This window comes from Mediterraneibacter flintii (assembly GCF_055387595.1).
Genome location: NZ_AP031405.1, coordinates 613,366 through 632,441 on the forward strand (window position 1 = coordinate 613,366; position 19,076 = coordinate 632,441).

22 protein-coding genes are annotated in these 19,076 nt (G+C 43.1%); 11 read left to right on the top strand and 11 right to left on the bottom strand.

The annotated features are described in order from the left end of the window. The first annotated feature begins 4 nt into the window (after positions 1–4). Genes ACZ5C4_RS02870 through ACZ5C4_RS02890 form a run of 5 tightly spaced genes read left to right on the top strand, consistent with a single transcriptional unit; the run spans position 5 to position 4,043 of the window. Positions 5–787, top strand: coding sequence for a PTS mannose/fructose/sorbose/N-acetylgalactosamine transporter subunit IIC (locus ACZ5C4_RS02870; RefSeq protein ID WP_464519712.1), 783 nt, complete (start codon positions 5–7; stop codon positions 785–787). After that, entirely contained in the window at positions 774–1,610 is an 837-nt protein-coding gene (locus tag ACZ5C4_RS02875) for a PTS system mannose/fructose/sorbose family transporter subunit IID (protein ID WP_464519713.1), read from the top strand. Before ACZ5C4_RS02870 ends, ACZ5C4_RS02875 begins: the two co-directional genes overlap by 14 nt. A gap of 13 nt (positions 1,611–1,623) precedes the next feature. Next, positions 1,624–2,433 carry an HAD family hydrolase gene (locus tag ACZ5C4_RS02880; protein WP_464519714.1) on the top strand — a complete coding sequence of 270 codons (810 nt, stop codon included), beginning with the start codon at positions 1,624–1,626 and terminating at the stop codon, positions 2,431–2,433. Between the two features lie 48 nt (positions 2,434–2,481). After that, a complete protein-coding gene (locus ACZ5C4_RS02885; RefSeq protein WP_464519715.1) occupies positions 2,482–3,486 on the top strand; it encodes a proline racemase family protein in 1,005 nt (334 codons plus the stop codon). A 59-nt stretch (positions 3,487–3,545) separates the two neighbouring features. Continuing rightward, a complete protein-coding gene (locus ACZ5C4_RS02890; RefSeq protein WP_464519716.1) occupies positions 3,546–4,043 on the top strand; it encodes an N-acetyltransferase family protein in 498 nt (165 codons plus the stop codon). Between the two features lie 233 nt (positions 4,044–4,276). Here the strand turns inward: ACZ5C4_RS02890 and ACZ5C4_RS02895 are convergent, their stop codons facing one another. The 9 genes from ACZ5C4_RS02895 to ACZ5C4_RS02935 all read right to left on the bottom strand — a co-directional run bounded on the left by ACZ5C4_RS02895 (position 4,277) and on the right by ACZ5C4_RS02935 (position 13,270). Continuing rightward, complete coding sequence (locus ACZ5C4_RS02895) at positions 4,277–4,837, bottom strand: cob(I)yrinic acid a,c-diamide adenosyltransferase (RefSeq protein WP_464519717.1); 561 nt, start codon at positions 4,835–4,837, stop codon at positions 4,277–4,279. Positions 4,838–4,906: 69 nt separating this feature from the next. Beyond that, positions 4,907–5,236: a glycerol dehydratase reactivase beta/small subunit family protein gene (locus ACZ5C4_RS02900; RefSeq protein WP_464519718.1), complete on the bottom strand. Its 330-nt coding sequence runs from the start codon at positions 5,234–5,236 to the stop codon at positions 4,907–4,909. A 29-nt stretch (positions 5,237–5,265) separates the two neighbouring features. Beyond that, positions 5,266–7,077 (bottom strand): diol dehydratase reactivase subunit alpha, encoded by a 1,812-nt coding sequence (locus ACZ5C4_RS02905; RefSeq protein ID WP_464519719.1) that lies wholly within the window; start codon positions 7,075–7,077, stop codon positions 5,266–5,268. Then, positions 7,074–7,466 (bottom strand): diol dehydratase small subunit, encoded by a 393-nt coding sequence (locus ACZ5C4_RS02910; protein WP_464519720.1) that lies wholly within the window; start codon positions 7,464–7,466, stop codon positions 7,074–7,076. The genes ACZ5C4_RS02905 and ACZ5C4_RS02910 overlap by 4 nt, the downstream gene beginning before the upstream one ends. Beyond that, a complete protein-coding gene (locus tag ACZ5C4_RS02915; protein ID WP_464519721.1) occupies positions 7,467–8,162 on the bottom strand; it encodes a propanediol/glycerol family dehydratase medium subunit in 696 nt (231 codons plus the stop codon). Between the two features lie 14 nt (positions 8,163–8,176). Then, entirely contained in the window at positions 8,177–9,841 is a 1,665-nt protein-coding gene (locus ACZ5C4_RS02920) for a propanediol/glycerol family dehydratase large subunit (RefSeq protein WP_464519722.1), read from the bottom strand. A 263-nt stretch (positions 9,842–10,104) separates the two neighbouring features. Beyond that, positions 10,105–10,347 carry a DUF4318 domain-containing protein gene (locus ACZ5C4_RS02925; protein ID WP_415930738.1) on the bottom strand — a complete coding sequence of 81 codons (243 nt, stop codon included), beginning with the start codon at positions 10,345–10,347 and terminating at the stop codon, positions 10,105–10,107. A gap of 32 nt (positions 10,348–10,379) precedes the next feature. Continuing rightward, positions 10,380–11,291: a 4-hydroxy-tetrahydrodipicolinate synthase gene (gene dapA, locus ACZ5C4_RS02930; protein WP_415930739.1), complete on the bottom strand. Its 912-nt coding sequence runs from the start codon at positions 11,289–11,291 to the stop codon at positions 10,380–10,382. 188 nt (positions 11,292–11,479) lie between these two features. Continuing rightward, positions 11,480–13,270, bottom strand: a complete 1,791-nt coding sequence (locus tag ACZ5C4_RS02935) for an OPT/YSL family transporter (RefSeq protein ID WP_464519723.1) — start codon at positions 13,268–13,270, stop codon at positions 11,480–11,482. Positions 13,271–13,518: 248 nt separating this feature from the next. Between ACZ5C4_RS02935 and ACZ5C4_RS02940 the strand changes: the two genes are divergently transcribed. Continuing rightward, positions 13,519–14,412 carry a LysR family transcriptional regulator gene (locus ACZ5C4_RS02940; RefSeq protein WP_464519724.1) on the top strand — a complete coding sequence of 298 codons (894 nt, stop codon included), beginning with the start codon at positions 13,519–13,521 and terminating at the stop codon, positions 14,410–14,412. Between the two features lie 9 nt (positions 14,413–14,421). On the opposite strand, the gene yaaA is transcribed toward ACZ5C4_RS02940, so the two are convergent. After that, positions 14,422–15,186 (bottom strand): peroxide stress protein YaaA, encoded by a 765-nt coding sequence (gene yaaA / locus ACZ5C4_RS02945; RefSeq protein ID WP_464519725.1) that lies wholly within the window; start codon positions 15,184–15,186, stop codon positions 14,422–14,424. Here yaaA and ACZ5C4_RS02950 point away from each other — a divergent pair. The 3 genes from ACZ5C4_RS02950 to ACZ5C4_RS02960 are packed head-to-tail and all read left to right on the top strand — an operon-like array spanning position 15,173 to position 16,794. Continuing rightward, complete coding sequence (locus ACZ5C4_RS02950; protein ID WP_464519726.1) at positions 15,173–15,322, top strand: hypothetical protein; 150 nt, start codon at positions 15,173–15,175, stop codon at positions 15,320–15,322. The genes yaaA and ACZ5C4_RS02950 overlap by 14 nt on opposite strands. A gap of 33 nt (positions 15,323–15,355) precedes the next feature. Next, positions 15,356–16,207 carry a lysostaphin resistance A-like protein gene (locus ACZ5C4_RS02955; protein WP_464519727.1) on the top strand — a complete coding sequence of 284 codons (852 nt, stop codon included), beginning with the start codon at positions 15,356–15,358 and terminating at the stop codon, positions 16,205–16,207. After that, the gene (locus ACZ5C4_RS02960) at positions 16,204–16,794 is read left to right on the top strand and encodes a Maf family protein (RefSeq protein ID WP_464519728.1); all 591 of its coding nucleotides are present in this window, start codon (positions 16,204–16,206) and stop codon (positions 16,792–16,794) included. The genes ACZ5C4_RS02955 and ACZ5C4_RS02960 overlap by 4 nt, the downstream gene beginning before the upstream one ends. A gap of 24 nt (positions 16,795–16,818) precedes the next feature. Here ACZ5C4_RS02960 and ACZ5C4_RS02965 read toward each other — a convergent pair whose 3' ends face one another. Continuing rightward, positions 16,819–17,379 (bottom strand): M48 family metallopeptidase, encoded by a 561-nt coding sequence (locus ACZ5C4_RS02965; RefSeq protein WP_464519729.1) that lies wholly within the window; start codon positions 17,377–17,379, stop codon positions 16,819–16,821. Between the two features lie 70 nt (positions 17,380–17,449). On the opposite strand from ACZ5C4_RS02965, the gene ACZ5C4_RS02970 reads away from it, so the two are divergent. After that, positions 17,450–18,142, top strand: coding sequence for a response regulator transcription factor (locus ACZ5C4_RS02970; RefSeq protein ID WP_464519730.1), 693 nt, complete (start codon positions 17,450–17,452; stop codon positions 18,140–18,142). Then, a complete protein-coding gene (locus ACZ5C4_RS02975) occupies positions 18,139–19,065 on the top strand; it encodes a sensor histidine kinase (protein ID WP_464519731.1) in 927 nt (308 codons plus the stop codon). Before ACZ5C4_RS02970 ends, ACZ5C4_RS02975 begins: the two co-directional genes overlap by 4 nt. The last annotated feature ends 11 nt before the right edge of the window (positions 19,066–19,076 follow it).

Here is a 19,076-nt window from a genome sequence, read left to right on the forward strand (position 1 = left end):
AGATATGTTGAAAGTATTTTTGATTTTTCTTATAGCATGTGTCGGATATAGTGATTATTTTACAGGCAAATCCTTACTGACAAGACCGCTTGTTACAGGTCCTCTGGTAGGACTTGTTTTAGGAGATTTAGAGGCAGGGTGTGTAATAGGCGCAACGGTAGAATTGGCGATGATGGGAGCAGTAGGAATCGGGGCTGCGCTGCCACCGGAAGTTGTATCCGGCGGAATCTTGGGAACAGCATTTGCTATTATTGGAAACCAGGATGCTGGAATGGCAGTGGCGTTGGGACTTCCAATTGCTATGTTGGTAATGTTGCTTAGAAATGTATTGTTTATATTGGTTGTTCCGTTATTTATGAACAGAGCTGATAAATACGCGGAACAGGGGGATATAAAAGGTGTCGCACGGATGCACTGGTTTGGAGGAACTTTTGGAATGTATCTGCCGTTGGCAGTGTTGGTTGCAGTAGCATTTTATTTTGGTAGTAATGTAATGGAAAGTATTCTCAATGCAATTCCACAGTTCGTACAAGATGGGCTTACAATTGCGGCAGGTATTCTTCCGGCGTTAGGATTTGCAATTCTGCTTCGTATGATTGTAAATAAAAGGATTATTGCATTTTTAATTATTGGTTTTGTACTGACAGCATATCTAGGTATGCCAGTACTTGGTGTAGCAATTCTTGCAGTAGGCATCCTTCTTTTAATGGCATTTGGAGAAGAAAAGCGTCCATTAATGGATACAGGAGAAGGAAAAATGGAGGTAGAGGAAGATGAGGACTTCTAAAGAGCAGGTTATGGAAAATCAAAAGATTACAAAAAAGGATTTGATGAAAGTATTTTGGAGATCTATACCATTTGAAATTTCATGGAATTATGTAAGACAGATGCACTCTGGAGTTGCATATGCATTAGGACCGATTATAGAAAAATTATATAAAACGAAAGAGGAGCGTGCAGAAGCTCTGAAACGTCATATGGAATTTTTTAATATTACGCCGTATTTTGCTACCCTGGTTTTGGGAATTGTAACAGCTATGGAAGAAAAGAATGCCGAAGATCCAGAATTTGATGTAGCATCCATCAATAATGTGAAGGCCAGTCTTATGGGACCGTTATCGGGAATAGGAGACTCTCTGTTTTTAAATACGTGGAGGATTATTACAGCGGGAATAGGTATTTCTCTGGCTATGAATGGAAGTCCACTGGGAGCTGTTATATTTCTTATACTTTATAATATTCCTGCATTAATTCTTAGGTATTTTGGAATGATGAAAGGATATGAGTTGGGTACAGGCTTGATTGAAAAAGTACAGAAGTTGGGTTTGATGAGTAAGATCATGGATATGACAGGTATCCTGGGGCTGATGACGGTAGGTTCAATGATTGCTACAATGGTAACAATGAAAACCGGAATTACCTTTGGATCCGGTGAGGCTGTGACAGAATTACAAGCAATTTTAGACACGATTATGCCATGTCTATTGCCTGCGTGTGCCACTTTTCTTATATATTGGCTGTTAGGCAAAAATATTAAAACAACCTGGCTGTTAATAGCTATTATTATTGCTTCTATAATCTGTGCAAGATTTGGTATATTGGCAGTATAGTCCGGAGGGAGAAATGGATTTCAGGAATATAATTTTGTTTTCAGATATGGATGACACACTATTAAATGATAATAAACAGATTTCGGAGGAAAATCTAAGAGCTATCCAGCAATTTAAAAAGAAGGGCGGCCTGTTTACTATTGCGACAGGCCGTTCTGCAAGAAGTGTAAAAAAGTATATTCATCAACTGGATATAGATATGCCGGTCATTTTATATAATGGGGGCTGTATTTATGACTATGGCAGACGCTGTGCAGTATGGAAAGAGAAATATACAGAAAATACGATTAGGTTTTTATCTGATATAATTAGCGCATTTCCGCGCTTGGGTGTTCAGTTTATGGCAGAGCAAAATTCATATTGTTGTCATCCTACCCCTGTATATGAAAAGAGTATGATGAAAGAAGATCTTACTTACCAGATTATAGAGGGAGTGGAGGAGATCCCGGAAGAATGGATAAAAATAGAACTTATTTACGATTTGGTTGACGAGATAGAACTTATACAATATTTAGAGCAGAATATTCCGCAGGGGTGCAGATGGCTTCTGACAGGAAATTTTACAATAGATATTGTCATGCAGTGTGTTTCAAAAGGAAATGCCGTAAAGAGATATATGGACATATTCGCTTTACAGGGAAAGACGATATGCTGCATTGGAGATCATAACAATGATTTTGAAATGCTTCAGAAAGCGGATATTAGTTTTACAGTAGAAAATGCGCTGAAAGAAATAAAGGATAAAGTAGATTTTATAGTACAAAGTAATAATCATCATGCACTGGCAAATGTAATTAATTTACTGGCGGGTATATCTGAATAAGCAAGGGAAAAACAATCCTCGATAAGGCGCCGGAGAAAGGGGAATATTTTGAGCATAGGTCATCGTATATACACAATTGAGGCACATACTATGGGGGAACCTCTCCGTTGTATTGTAGGAGGGATGCCGTACCTTTTTGGAAACACAATACAGGAAAAAAGGGAATATCTAAAAAAGAATTATGATTATCTGAGAAGAGCGTTAATTTTAGAACCCAGAGGGCATAAAGATATGTTCGGCGCTGTGTTGACTGAACCAACAGTGCCGGAGGCAGACGTGGGCGCTATTTTTATGCATGGCAAGGGTTACCATAATATGTGCGGACACGGCACGATAGCAGTTAGTACGATACTAATTGAAAATAAAATGGTGAAAGTAAGGGAACCGGAGACTATTTTAAAAATAGAGACTCCAGCAGGACTCGTAACGGTTCGTGCAAAAGTAAAGGATGGATACGTTGAACAGGTGTCCTTTCAAAATGTTCCTGCATTTTTGTATGAAAAAAATTTACTGGTAGAGTCAGAGGAGTTTGGGGAAATTATAGTTGATATTGCATTCGGAGGAAGTTTTTTCGTAATTGCGAATGGAAATCAGTTTGGCATTGATATTTGTCCGGATAACGCTACAAGGCTGATGAAAATAGGAATGCAGATTTTAAATGATGTAAATACAAAAGTAAAAGTATGTCATCCTATATTGGAACATATTAATACAATTGATTTATGTGAAATCTATGGAGCTGCAAAATCAGAAACTGCAGATATGCAGAATATCACTATTTTTGATAATCAGATCGACCGTTCTCCATGTGGAACCGGAACCTGTGCGAAATTAGCGGCAATGTGGGCTGCAGATGAAATAAAGGCGGGAGAAAAATTTGTCTATGAAAGTGTGATTCAGACAAAATTCACCGGCAGAATAGTAGAAGAAACAAAAATCGGAGAGTTTAAAGCAGTTATTCCAGAAATTACAGGAAGAGCGTTTATAATGGGGAACAGTCAATTTATGATAGACGAAAGAGATCCGGTAAAACATGGATTTTTATTATCTTGAAAATTGTTAATTAGCCTGTAAGATGAAAGAAGGAAAATGACAGAAGGAAGAAGCAGTGAATGAACAGAGAGATTTTCATTAGAAATTACAGAATAGAAGATATGGAACAGATGTTAGCAATATGGAATGAGGTTGTAAAAGAAGGAAACGCGTTTCCGCAGGAAGAATGTCTGGATACGGAGACAGGAAAAAGCTTTTTTGGAAGCCAGACATATTGCGGTGTTGCGCAGGATAGGGAAGAAAAACAAATTTTAGGATTATATATACTACACCCTAATAACACAGGAAGGTGCGGACATATATGCAATGCAAGCTATGCCATTTCCAAGAAATACAGGGGGCTTCATATCGGAGAGAAATTAGTTAGAGACTCTTTGAAAAAAGGGAAAGAATATGGGTTTCGTATTCTTCAGTTTAATGCGGTGGTGGTATCGAATGTTTCTGCCAGACATTTATATGAGAGAATAGGATTCCGGCAGCTTGGTACAATACGAGGGGGATTTCGCAGGAAAAATGGGGAATATGAAGATATTTGTCTTTATGTAATTGACCTGTAATTACAAAAACATATAATATAAAGTAAAGATGTAGAGGAAATCCGTTCGCGGATTTCTTTAATTTTTAGTGCACAGACTTTTGTCTGCTTGTCATCTAAAATCATGCGATTTTCGATATAATGTATCGTTGAGAAACACCAGCCTTAATGACATTCACACTCAAAAGTGCAATTAGATTACAGGAGAGTATGGATTTCTCCCCCCAAAAAAAATTATTCAGAAAGCGCAGACTACTAGTTGCTTTTTAAAATATTCTGTGCGATATTCTGACGGATTGCTTCTTCCTTTGTATGTGACGCCTGATAGTCTATGAAGCGTGCCGCAATGTACAGGAAATCAGATAGGCGGTTTATATACTGCATTGCTTTTGGATCGCAGCCATAGTTTTGTTCTACCTTACGAAAGCGTCTTTCTGCTCTACGAGCGACAGCGCGCGCTACATCCAGGCGGGCAGACTGTTCACAGCCTCCGTACAGGACGAATTCTTTCGCACGCGGGAAAGAAGCATCCATACGGTCTATCTCTGCTTCCAGGTCAGACGTTTCCTGTGCGTTTAAATTGTAGTTCAGATTACGTGGCTCGGCGATTTTTGCCATAATCTGCATCAAGGTTTTTTGAATTTGTGAAATCTGGCTGTGCAGAGGTTCATCACAGAGCACCTTCGCGAGTCCTAAGTGGCTGTTCAGTTCATCAATCGTGCCGAGCAGCTCTATGCGATCGTCAGACTTGGAAACGGTGGTTCCGTTCATCAGAGAGGTTTTTCCGCTGTCACCCTGTTTTGTATATATCTTCATCTACAAATTTCTCCTTCCTATCAATGGACAGTATACATATCCTAATTTGCTTCGGAATTTTTATGAATTTTAACGAAACGGCAGCTTTTTGACTGCACGTGCACTGTTAGAGCCTGTTTTCCGAGCTTCTTCTGCTGTTGGATGAAGATGGCTCTCTATGTTTTTTCCTTTTTCAAGCCCCTGCATTTTGAAACATACGGCAGTGCCGAAGATGCCGATTCCCGATCCGAGCATAGAATCTCTTGCCGCTTTATAGGCGAGTTTTTCCATACATGCATCAGGAAATTCTGTTATCTCATAGAATACGCCTTCTTCCTCGATTCCAGCGCATACATTACGAAGCACCTGAGGACTGGCATCATGTGTGTAAATAAAAACAGAAGGTTTTTTAATTATCATTTTCGTAACCTCTTCTGGAAAGATTATATCTATTTGCCGATATAGGAGAGAACAAGTCCGGTCGCAACCGCGTTGCGTGGCCCTTCTGTACCGCGTATATTTCCGCGTCCGCATACAATACGGTATTCGGCAAATGCTTCCATCAACATTTCCGGTATCTCGAAATCCTGCGCAGAACCGCCTACCAGTACGACATTGGAAATATTTTTTAGATCGTGGCATGGAGCTACTTTTTTCAGTGCGCGGAAGGCGTTTGCGGTGAAGACCTTCCGTTTTGCATCTCGCCGTACCTGTACAATTTTTTCCATGGGTATATCTTGCTCTATACGTACATATCCGTTTTCTGTCAGAAGAATGACCCTGCCAAAAAAGCGAGGATCGATAGAATCCTCTACAAAGGTCATCTGTCCATTTTCCATCCGCATATGGAACAGGCTTTCTACCTTTGCAAGAGGGTATTTCTTTATCTGCTCTGCGATACGGCGGTCCCCAAGTCCCAGTTCTGTTTCTATGAGCATAGAGACTAGCTCTCCGGCGCCTGCCTGGTGCGTCATTGTCACCTGTCCATTTTCGGAAATAACAGCGGCATCTGTCGACCCCCCGCCCATATCTAAAATAGCGAGAGGCAGCTTCGTACCCGGTGTAGTCAAAGCGCCGAGACTTGCCATGACAGCCTCTACTCCGGCGACAGTGACGTCTGTACCCAGTTCCGTTTTCAGACGCGCTGCAATTTCCTGCATGGGAAGCTTCTGGGTCTTTACCATGGCGGCAATCCCGACTGCTTTTTCCAGACAGGTCTCCCCGGCGAGAGCGCCGGAAATGAGAACAGGTGCCAGCGTATCTACAGCAAGGATGTCTGTAATGCGTATATCGGACGAAGAGCCGGGATCAAGCTGATGCATTCCCTGTTTGATGCGGGTAAACATATTTCCGACATTGGTGTCGGCCTGTCCGCTGATGTCATATATGTCTCCGGCAGCGGATACAGCTTTCATAATTTTTTCTGCACCCTCATCCAAATTAATAGAAATTGTTTCTTTACCGTTTAAATAAATTTCACCGGCAGGAAGAACATTTTCGTGCACATTTCCGCCGGGAGTCTTTAAGACAACCGCGCTGCGTTTCCCGATCAGGCTTTTGGCGATCGGTGTGACGGTATGGGTCTCTTCTGCATTTAACTGTAACAATGTGGCGATTCCATACGGGTTGGAAAGCATATGGATCGTCTGTCCGGGGAGCGCAACCTCGATTGCCGCCAAAACTCCGTCCGGCAGCCTGTCGATATGCAGAACCTCATCAATGATGGGCAGCTTTTTATGCAGACGGTTATATACAAGAACCGCCTCGTCTGCCTGCAAAATCAGTCCTGTGATTTGGAGGCGCTCTGCGAGAAGATTGATCTGAGCAGCAATTTCCTCATAGGGATGCTCGCGGGATACAGCGACGATATAAGGAGTATCCTTTACCGCCCGCATAAGATTATCATATACCAGAATTTCACCTACTGCCTGTCCTGCTCCGGCAGGGGTAGAAGGATTGTGTCCGATCATAGAAGAGTCGGTTATAATCGTTTCTGTGAGTGTTTCCATCGCGGTATCCCCAATAACAGGAGCAGCTTCGTTTAACCGGACGCAGTGCAGACTGTCCGGAGCTTTTCCGATCTTTTCCATTGCCTGGTTAAGAGCAGTTTTTATGCCATGTACATTTTCGACAGTACCCTTCGTTCCGGTTGTAGGGCATGAAGAACTAGCGCGAAAGGTAAGGGTTCCATTTTCCGAAACTTCTCCCACGCAGACTTCTGTTGTGGAATTTCCAATATCAACTCCGGCGATTAATCTCAAAGCAAAATCCCTCTCTTTTCGTACACTTCGGCGGCTTCCATGACAAGCCTTGCACAGTTTCTGGCATTGTATTTTTCCAATAACTCCTGCGCCATCATTACTAACTCTAGTTTCGTGGAACGGTTAGGACGCAGCTTATCATACATTTTTAAAATAACGTCATCTGGAACATCCACCAGTTCTGCGGCACGCTCAAAATTTTTTTCCATAGGAGCGTTCCCGTTTTCCTTTGCCACCTGCCCTTGTGCGCGAAGTATTTCTTTGGATATTTTAATGTCATCCGGTGAGATATGATTTTTCATAACCTCATCCAATGTGATGTCGGTTAGTTTTTTACCTGTCTTAGAAGAGATACGCTCTTTTTCGTGTTCACCTAAAGGGTACTGCATCTATTTTCCCTCCCATTCAATGATTCCTACTTCGGGATCTAACTGTTCTGTCTCTGCGATATGCATGATTGCCGCCTTTACCTGGTACTTTGGACGAGACATGGGGTCATTGGTACAGGGGATAGGTATGACCTGCTCTCCTTTGACGTATTTTGCCGCGTTTTTCCCGATCTGACGGTAGGTTTCCAGTGACATAAGAGGAGCCTGCGGAAATAGCTCCAGATTGGAGAGAGGATACAAATCTCTTTGATGGATAACCGTTGTCCCTTTTGACTGGATACCGACGCCTATACCGGAACCAGAAAGTTTTGCCGCCTCCAGCGCCATGAAGCACACATCAGAGGTATCCAGTATCTTAACCACTCTTGGGTTCATACCTTCTTCTTCAATCCCTGCTTTTACATTTCGAAGGACGTCATTCAGAGGAATTCCACTGATAGTTTTCGTAATTTCCTTCTGAAAAGCGGCCCCGACGCCGATCACGACTTCCTTTGGGTCAGTGCCTTTGCGGGCGCGGGGATAATCGCGGTAAGAAGTTTTTTCTTCATTGATGCGTTCTTTTCCGGCCAGAGAAGGAAGCTGTTCTGATAAAGAAGTATCTGAAGCAGAAGGAGAACTGGCAGAAGAAGCGGCTTGCCCCATCTGTGTCAGGACGGCGTTTGTAATCTGTTTGATTAAATCTTCATTGATCTGCATGATTTCTCAACCTCCTATATATCTTTCGGGTTGATAATGTGAGGAATTTTTTTGATTTCCTCCCAGCGTTCACCCTCTACACGATACCCTGTGCCCGGCCCCATATAGTCGTTCGGTGTGTTGATTCCCGAAAGAACATGGAAATCTTTATCTAATATTGCGGCTGTCTGCATATAATCGCCTGCCACACGCTGTTTCAGCATATTAAGAACGCTGGAGGCAATATCCTCAAAGCCGGATTCTGCAAGAGCGCGGACGACGTCGATACCGGTAATCCCTCTTTTTAAGACATCCTCCGCAGCCATCAAATCTGCGGTGACGTCGCGGGAAGGCGTATCCTTGCTTCCATGTGCATAGGTTGCCGCCTCCACCTGCTCGTCTGTGACAGGAGAAAGCCCAAGATTACGGAAAACTGCCTGCACCGCGCTGGCAGCGCGGTTTCTTACGCGGATGACCTCTTCTTCTGTAACAGGGCGAAGGCCTCCGTCTACCTGCATGTCTCTCTGTAATACGTTATAGTCATCAAAGTCTTCGGCATCAAAGTTAGAGCCGGCAAACATATTGTCATAATTTGGTTCTGCGGCATAACCGGAGAAGATAAAATCCGTGCCCGGTAAAAACTGCAGCATAGTACGCGCGGTTCTTCTCATATCAGAATTGGAAAAGCTCTGATCGTTAGAGGAAGCGCATTCCAGCCCAAGCAGAGCCGCTACAAGGTTTTCGGCCAGCACTTCTCGGATTCCCGAAGGAACAGAGCCGGTGACTCCTATACAGCTTACACTGCCGTTTTGAATCCCCTGGCTTCCGGCGCCCTTTGTGGCATACAGACACCGGCATTCTAAATACAACATAGATTTTTTCTCACTGCTTCCCATCAGTACCTCTGAACCGGAGCCGGAGGTGAAACGAACCTTTAACCCTCTGGAAGCGTAGGCGGAGTTTAGGAAAGCCTTAGAATAAGGCGTGTCATCTCCGTCGATAAAGACCTTTTCTGTACCATATACAGACAAAGTCTCCGCATAGGTAGTCAGTCCGCGTATTCCCAATTCCAGCTCAGTCGCTTCTTCGGCAGAACACTGGGTAAGCACGCCGGGACGCCCTGCCTGAGAACCAATCAAAAGCGCCATTGCGCTTAGTGGAGCGTAACGTGCTACACCCATTGTCGTTTCTTCTTCGGCAAAGCCTCTTAAAGCGCCTTCTGCGGCGTCTGCAGCTATCTGTACCGGATCATCTTTCAGATTGGTGATATGAGCCTGATTCCCCGGCGTTCTTCGCGCGCGGATTTTCTGCATGCCCATCATCAGCTCCACGACATTTAAGTGATTCATTACTTCCGCCATTTTCGCGGGAGTGATACCGGAAATTAAATCCAGGATTTCTCTGCGTGAAACATGAATGTCTACAATCATTCTGGCAATATCCAGAGAAGAGACAGACATGGAAGCTTCAGCGCGTTCTATATGGATCGCGTAGTCAGCAATAAATTGGTCAATAAAGTCAAAATCTTGTCTTTTCTTTCCGTCCAGTTCTATAATTTTTCCATTTTCGACTTTGACGGAAGGGTGTGGATCGTAGGGGCTTTTCATAGCAACAAAGCCCATTTCCGGCCACTCATTGATATAACCGTCCAGATTTACCGGACGCCTGTCCAATGCTTCGATTCGTTTCGAACGCTTCATTTTGGCTTGTTCTCCTTACAAACGATATTTATATGGGTATTATACAATAATCACAGGGGAATAGCAATATAAGATTTCAAGAAACTGGTATAAAACCACATGTGAAAGAAATAAAAACCACAACAAACCACAAAATAGGATTGGTGTTTGAAGTATATAAAAAAATGTACAAAAAAACCGGCAACCCCCATCAGAAGTATAGATAAGACGAGAAGGAAACTTCTGCGGACGCGAAGATTGCCGGTAATATTAAGAATCTGTATTTATGCTTTTGCAGCTTTGGACTGGCACTGACAGCGGATCATCCAGTACGCAGGGCCGTCCAATGTCTCTTTTTCTATTTTCGTTTTGTAGAATTCCCCGTCCATATAGAAGCAGACAGCTCCCTTTCGCGGAAGAAAACGGTATTCCAAACTGTGTTCCCTACAGAAATGTTCAATACTTTTCTTTATCTCTGTTTGGTTCTTAGGGTGTGTATCTTGAAAAATAATCAGTTCTTTTTTCATTATTAAAATCCTCCTGTTTATTTACATGGAATTTATATTAAATGATATTCTTTTAGACAATTTTTCAATTCTTCTGCCTTTGACGGCTCCATCGGACATAACGGGAGTCTGCAAGGCCCGGTTTCAAAGCCCATCATTTCCATTGCTGTTTTTACTGGAATCGGGTTGATGTCGGAAAACAAAGCTTCGATCAGCGCTTCATATTTTAATTGAAGCTCTTCACTGTGGTGTACATTTCCGGAAAAATAGGAAGCACAAAGTTCACTTACTGCTTCCGGACAAATATTGGAAAGTACAGAAATAATTCCTTTTGAACCAAGTGCCAGCGCTGATACTGCCTGGTCATCATTTCCGCAATAAATATCCAGCCGATCTCCATAACGGGAAACAATTTTGGCAAGCTGTGAGAAATTTCCGCTTGCTTCTTTGACCGCACGTACATTTGGAATCTGAAGCAGCTCTTCATATGTAGAAGGCTGAATGTTCACACCTGTCCTCGACGGAATATTGTAGAGGATAAAGGGAAGGCCTGTAACCTTGGCACATGCAGCATAATGCATGACCAGCCCTTTTTGGGAACATTTATTATAATAAGGGGTTACGAGAAGTAAGGCATCTGCACCGGCTTTCTCTGCATTTTCACACAATAGCTGTGAGTGGGCAGTGTGATTGGAGCCCGCGCCGGCTATGACCGGGACCCGTTTGTTTACAACTTCACAGGTAAAACGAACCAGTTCATAATGCTCTTCTGTGCTTAAGCAGGCAGATTCTCCAGTTGTACCGGCAACGATAATCGCATCGGCATGTCCTTTGATCTGGAATTCGAGGAGCTCTTCCATTTTTTTGTAATTGATGGAACCATCCTCGTTCATTGGGGTGATAATGGCGGTGCCTGCTCCTGTAAAGATAGAATCTCTCTTAGGTTCACTGTCTTCTCTGTCCATAATGTCTCCTTTAATCTATTATTTTGTTTTTTTGTTTGCTCTGATTCTACCTCACCTGTTGTAAAAAGCGTATAAAGAATAAGAGGAAAGGTATAAAGACTGTATAAAAATCAAAAAGGCTGTGCCGCCCTCTTAAAAAATACAAAAAGGGCGGCGCAGCTTTGAAAGACAAGATTTAAGAAAAACAATTATTTTGAGGTTGGTTTAAACAGTTTAAAGGTATTGCTGAAGAAGGAGAAAAGCGCGCTTCCGGCAATTAGGCCAGCAGATACAACATTTAAATTTTTTCTTCCTTCATCACCGAACAGTTTTTCGATCACTACCCGAATTGCCAGGAAGATCAGACCGGCAATTCCGGCTACCGGATTGGTGATCAAAAGTCCTGCCGCAAACATGATACCAATCTGGCGTTTCAGACCGCTGATGAGCTGGATGACCCCGCCTAAAACTGCCCAGGTTAAGATGTATTTGAGCACGATCGGATCTACGCCTGCTTCAATCGTAGATTTATAGACAGAGGCAACAGGAGGAATCCTTCCTGCTTCAAAGTATGCTTTGTAAAAGAGGACAACAGCTACGATTGCGACAACTCCCCCTAACATTTCAGCGAAATACTGTTGTTTCCGTCCTTCTACTTCAAATTTGGCGTGCTTCCCTTTTCCGCGCAGTATCCAGCCGGTTTTTAAGTCGTAGCCCATATCTGCAAAGGCGGGGCCTGTACATGCCGCGTATCCCGCGAGGAATGCGAGCGCATAAGGGGGAAATCCGATAAACATTCCAAGCACAAGGAAAATAATAACGGTTGCCATTGCGGGGAAATATCCGGAGTGCATGGCAGATATTCCGACAAGGATTTCAGACACCAGTGCGGCAATCATTGCATAAATAACCCAGATGACCAGCATACCTGTACTCATTTCTGCAAAAAGCCCTCCGATAACTGCCATGATAATTGCACCGATTGTATAGAGGACGACGCCTTTTAACATAGCTTTAGACATATCCTCTGTGGAACGGGAGTAGACGTAAGACTGTTCTTTTGTCTCCTGGACTTCTTCTTTGATTTCTTTTTGAATTTCGGAGACAGCTTCTAATTCTGGTTCCAGAATGGTTTCTGCCTCTTCGATACCGGCAGTCTCTTCCACACTGTGCTCGGAGGCCGCAGCAGAGAGATTCTGTTCGCGTTTGTTTTTATAGCGGCGCACAATCAGGATGCCGGCCTGAATAAGGGCCACAAGTCCGGCGCCTACCATGACACCCTGGGGAACATAATAATCTGCAAGTGCATATCCAAACAGTCTGTCCCAGTAGCCATTGCAGAGAAGTCCGATACAAAATGCGGTCAGCGCTACGATATTTCCAAGCCCACAGACACCAATAATATCCATAGGAAGCCCAAAGTAGGTCCCAGCAATGCCGACGACTGTTCCGGAAATAAGAAGGACTGCCTTTTTACCCAGCTCAGCGGCGGCGAGAATGGTCTCTGCGGTCGCAATGCCGATCGGCCATGCTTCATTGGCGCCCATAAGCGGGGTATCAAACATCCAGTACATCATAGTAATGTCGATTAAAAAGGCAATGATACCGCCTATCAGAATTCCGGTGCACATCTGCGGTTGATCAAATACCCAGATAACAGAGACGCAGACGAGAAGTACATTTCCGGCTCCGAAGGTTGCACAGGAGATTGCCGTCTCGATAATGTTCTGCGTATGAATATTGCGGAACTGCCGCGTAAACCTCATAGGGATCATGCCGACTAGAACTGCGATCAGCGCTCCGATAATGGAAGTGTTGGTACTAAGTCCGAATTCCACAATCAGTTCCATACCAATAATTGCTCCCAGAATAGATGTCAGAAGGATGATGAACAATATAGCGGGACTAAAGGTTTTAGGATGCTTTTGTGCCACATAGTACTCGATAATTTCATCATCGGAGTTGAATTTGGGGATATCGTGTTTGTTGCTTGAATCCATATGTAGTCCTCCTTTACGCGGTCATTATAAAAGGCAGAAGGAGTGTTATTATAAAAAGTAAATTTTTAAAATAACACTCCTTTGCACAAGTATAATTTTGAAAATTTTATAAAAATATATGAATTTTCTTTAATTTTAAAATATTTATAAAAATTGTTCAAATAAAATATTTTTATGTTGTTTATAAATTGTATTTATATATAGCGACTGTTATAATGGAAAGAAATGATGGAGTAGGAGGTGGGGAAATGCTGGATTTCAGGCTGCATACATTTATGGATTTATGTGATTCTAAAAGTTATACAAAGACAGCGAAAAATTTGCATATGACACAGCCCGCTGTTTCACAGCATATCCGGTATCTGGAGAATTACTACGGGGTCAAGCTGATTCATTATGAAAAAAGAAAAATGTCTCTGACAAAGGAAGGAGAATATCTTTTTAAATCTGTAACCGGACTTTTAGAATCCTCTCGGATTATCCGGCGTGGGATTTTATCTCTCGGTCAGAAAACGCCTCCGGTATCCGTAGGAGCAGTGCCTGCTGTAGGAGAATTTATTCTGCCGCATTTAACAGCGGAATATGAAGAAAAATATGCTTTTTTAAATATTCATTCTGTGATTGGGCGGACAGATACATTGGAGAGAAAGATGCGCGCCGGAGAGTTGGATTTTGCGGTTGTGGACAGTGAAAAGACATGTCCGGAGCTGCCCCACTGTCTGATCGGAAGCCAGCAGATATGCTGCGTGTGCAGTCCGGCTCACCCGCTGGCTTGGAAATCTGCTACCTTTAAAGAGCTGACAAACCAGAATATTATCTATTGGGAAAAAGATTCTCATGCGTACCGGATACTAAATGAAAAATTAAAAAGACAGGGGCTTACGTTAAACGATTTTTCGATCACTGTGCAGTCGGACAGTATGGTTTCGATTCTTTCTTACTTAAAAGAAACACCTCGGATTTCTTTTTTGTTTAAAAGTGTGATTAAAGAAAAGCTGGACAAAGGAGAGCTTGCGGAAATCTATATAGACTCCTTCCATGAATCTGAGGCTTTCTACTGTATTTATACGGATGAAATACAGAAAAAAGAACAGGCGGCGCATTTTATGGAATTTTGTATTTCCAGAGGAATCGGGGAGTAACCGGATACATCAGAGGGAGGGATGTTTCTCCTTTATAAATACAAGCTCTTCCGGCGTGGACAGCTCTGGACGATAATGATACGAAAGAGAGGAAAAGCCGGTGAGCTCTCCGGACGTTGTAACCTGTTTTTCTGACATCCACCGCACCATCTCTCCGCGGGCCATTTTTGCCTGTGTTGCTTTTACCTTTACTTTTCCGTTTATCATTTCCCCGAAGATACAGGTTACACAGTGTATGTGCGGGGGAATATAAGGGAGGACTGCCTTGCTGTATTCGGCGGAGGCTAAGTTGATAATTTCATCCGTACCTTCTCTGGAAAGCTCTTCATACAGGGAACTGCCCCAGAAAGCATAGAGTCGCTGGAATGTATTGGTTTTTAGCTTTGCCTGCATTTCCAGACGGTATGGAATCACTCCATCTGTAGGACGCAGAATACCATAGAAGCCTGACAGAATTTTTAGATGCCGGTTTACGTATTCCCACTGCATGTCGGAAAAGACAGAAGGGGAGATGTATTGATACTGGATTCCCTCGTAGGCGAGAAGTGCAGGGGTCATATTTTGAGATAAGTGGTATGTGTGGAGCCGCTGATAGTTTTCCTGTGCAAGCTTATCACTGCACTGCCAGAGCTTTTGCAAATCAGACAGTGACTGCTCTTTTAAAAGTTTCATCAAGATATTGGTTTTGTCCAAAAAGACAGGAACAGTCAGCTCACAGGGGTATTCATCATAGACATTCATTTTTTTGGCCGGAGACAAAATGATTTTCAGCATAAAATATCCTTTCTTTTGCACATTTATTTTCAGCGCCAGACAGACACAAAAGCAGAAGCTGCTCTTTGTATCTATCATAGACGAAAAGGATAGCGAGGTAAAGCGGCAGATTGACAAAAGAGGGAAAGATACATAAGATAGGTTATATCCAAAAAGGAGAACAACACATATGAAGAAAAAAATCAATTATCTGTATGCAGCTTTGGTATTTATAGCTGTAATGTGCCTTATGAACGGACTTAGTTATTTCTGGTCGTTTCTTGCGATGATAGAGGGAATGCTGCTTAGAGGGGAACAGGGCGTGGACATTGTGTATACGTTCCTGATGGATCATATGAATTTTTACTCCGTGATGATCTATCTGCCTGTCGCCTTTTTGTTCGGCATATGGTTCTATCTCACAGTATTGTTAAAGGAAGGGACAGGTGTATATCTAAGAAAAAGTACAAAGAGGGTGTCTTTGGCATGCTTTGGCTGGACGTTCCTGCTTACATTGGCAATGCAGCACGCAACCTCTCTTATATTTTTATTATTTCAGCTTATCAGTCCAGAGGCACTAAGCGATTATAATGATTTGGTGGAAGGCTCAAGCATGATGCAGTATTCACTCCTGTGGGTGTTCAGTACGCTTATCTTGCCGCCCCTGGCAGAAGAAATTATATTCAGGGGGCTGATTATGAAATATCTGCAGCGTGCAGGTGCGGCTTTTGTCGTTGCAAATCTGATACAGGCGGTCTTGTTTGGAATCTTTCACCAAAATTTGGTGCAGGGAGTTTATGCAGCGGTTTTAGGTTTTATTTTAGGTTATCTTGCTTGGAGATACGACAGCCTTCTGGTACCTATGGTTATGCATTTTCTATATAATCTGACCGGAACGGTACTTGTGGATTTTGAAAATGCCTTTTTGCCAGACTGGGCGTTCGTGATTCTGATGTTTTTCAGTGTACCTGTGCTGGCTGTATCGCTGTTGATGATACATTTTGGAATTGGCGACAAAAAGAAAAAGGAGAGAGTAAGATGAAAAAAGTGATACTTGCATCTGGGTCTCCCCGACGCAGAGAGCTACTTGCGCAGATCGGAATAGAATTTGACGTCAGGGTCAGTGAACAGGAAGAAATTTATCACAGTACAGTTCCAGAAGAGATTGTAAAAGAGCTGGCGCTTCTAAAGGCAGAGCATGTGGCAGAAAATATGCAGGAAGAAGAGCGTGCAGGCAAAGTGATAATCGGGGCGGATACGGTGGTTGTACAGGACGGAAGGATTCTGGGAAAACCACAGGGAGAAGAGGACGCCTTTCGCATGTTAAAGAAACTACAAGGGAGAAGCCATGAGGTATATACCGGAACAGCACTTTTGTATTTTGAAGGGAAAGAGAAAAAGACGGTAAACAGAGCCGTAAAGACAAACGTGTATGTACATGCTATGACAGAGAAAGAAATACAAGACTATATCGCCTCTGGGGAACCGATGGACAAAGCGGGCGCTTATGGAATCCAGGGGAAATTTGCGGCATTTATAGAACGGATCGAGGGCGACTATTATAATGTGGTAGGGCTGCCTGTTTCGTTTGTATATCAATGCTTAAAACAGTGGAATCTGGCAGGCTGAATCTGTCAGAACAGGGGAACCCGATTAGACGGGATTCCACAGGGAATGCCCATTCTCTCTTAACCATTTCTGGCTTTTTTTGTAATCCGGCAGCACCTGCTCTACAATGGCATAAAAGGCTTTGGAGTGGTTCATTTCTATACGGTGGGCAAGTTCATGCACAACAATATAGTCTAAAACCTCTTCAGGAGCAAAAATGAGGCGCCAGTTGAAATTTAAGTTTCCGGCGCTGCTGCAGCTTCCCCACCGCGTTTTCTGTTCCCGGATAGAGATACGGTGGTAAGTAACGTGCATCCGCTTTGCATAATAGGCTGTTTTTACGGTGAAAATATCACGTGCCATCTGTATATAATGCGTTCGTTCCTTTTGGGTAAGCGGGTGTGGAGATACCCTGTCAGAGGTTCGTTTTTGTATCTGTGACAGATGTTTTAAGATCCAGCCCTCTTTTTCGCAGAGAAAGGCGTCGATAAAGGATTTCGGGCAGCGGCGGGGAGCGCGCACCCGCACTGTTCCCTCTGGGGTAATCTGAATTGCCGTAGTTTTTCTGTCGCTGTACAGAACTTCATAGTCAAATGGGTGCTTCATAACGTATACCTCCTACAAAAGCTAAGTGTAGCAGGGGGATAGAAAAAGTGCAAGAAAAAGGAGGCATATCATGAGTCAGGAAAAAATTTTGATCATAGAGGATGATGAAATTCTGGCGCAGGGAGTAAGGATGAATCTTTCCCTTGCCGGATTTGCGGCGGAGACGGCGAAGAATTTAAGAGAAGGAGAAGAAAAGCTTACATCAAAAGTATGGAGCTTACTTCTTTTGGATGTCAATCTGCCCGATGGAGATGGGTTTTCTTTTGCAAAAAAATTAAGAGAAAAGCAGGATATTCCTATTATTTTTCTGACTGCAAAGGATATGGATACAGATATGATGGAAGGGTTTGAAAGCGGGGCAGATGATTATGTCACGAAGCCGTTTCATGTACAGATTTTAATACAGCGGATACGTGCTGTCCTTAGCAGATATGCTGCCGGAAAAAAGGAAGAGAACCGTAAGAAAACGGGAAACCTGGAAATAGATTTCCAGGCATATAAAGTCTGGAAAAGCGGGAAGGAGCTGACTCTGACGCCGACAGAATTCAAACTGCTGCGTAAATTTCTTGAAAATTCGGGGATCGTCCTTACAAGGGGCGCCTTGCTGGAAGAGCTTTGGGACAAGGAGGGGGACTTTGTGGACGAACATACGCTGACGATTTTCGTCAGCAGGCTGCGTTCAAAGATTTCAGATGCAGAATATACCTATATCCGGACTGTTTATGGAACAGGATACCAGTGGACAGAGGAGAAAAAAAGATGAGTCAGTGGGGAATTACAGCAGTAGCTTTGGGCAGTGTGCTTTTCATTACAGGCGCAATATGGCTGTATATGCGGCGCCAGTATATTCTTTTTACAGAGGCAGTCTGTTCCAGTATTGATAAAATTCTGGAGGGAGACGCAGAGAATACGTTTCAGACAGAGTCAGATGAATTGTTGTCAAAAATACAGATGCAACTGGTGCGGCTGCAGGAGATAACTGCCTTCCATGCACAGGAAAGCGAACGACAAAAGCAGAAAGTACAAGGGATTGTTTCGGACATTTCCCATCAGTTGAAAACACCTATCGCGAATGTAGTTATGTACTGTGACACAGCGGTAAATCCGAAGCTTTCAGAGAGGGAGCGAGATATGTGTCTTGGAGTGCTGAAAAACCAGGTGGGCAAGTTGGATTTTCTTGTACAGGCATTAATACAAATGTCCAGGCTGGAGCAGAATATACTCCATCTGCATACAGATGCGGTACCTCTTATGCAGCTTTTGGAGGATGCGAAAGAAAGCATTGGGGCAAACGCGAAAAAGAAGAAAATAAAGGTGGAGATAAACTGTCCAGAGGATACGGAACTGTTCTGTGATGAAAAATGGACGCTGGAAGCATTGTTTAATGTTCTGGACAATGCGGTCAAATATTCAGATGCGGGAAGTACGATACGGATACGTTCAGAGCGTATGGAAATGTATACAAAAATCCAGATAGAAGATGAGGGCACAGGAATTGCTCCGGAACATATAAATGATGTCTGTAAACGGTTCTACAGAGAAGAACGTGCAGCACACGTGGAAGGACTTGGAATCGGTCTGTATCTGACAAGAGAAATCATAGAGAAAGAAAGCGGATATTTAAAAATCCAGTCAAAAGAGGGAAAAGGAACGCAGGTTACTGTATATCTTCAGAATGTCGGATGAGAAATTTCTGT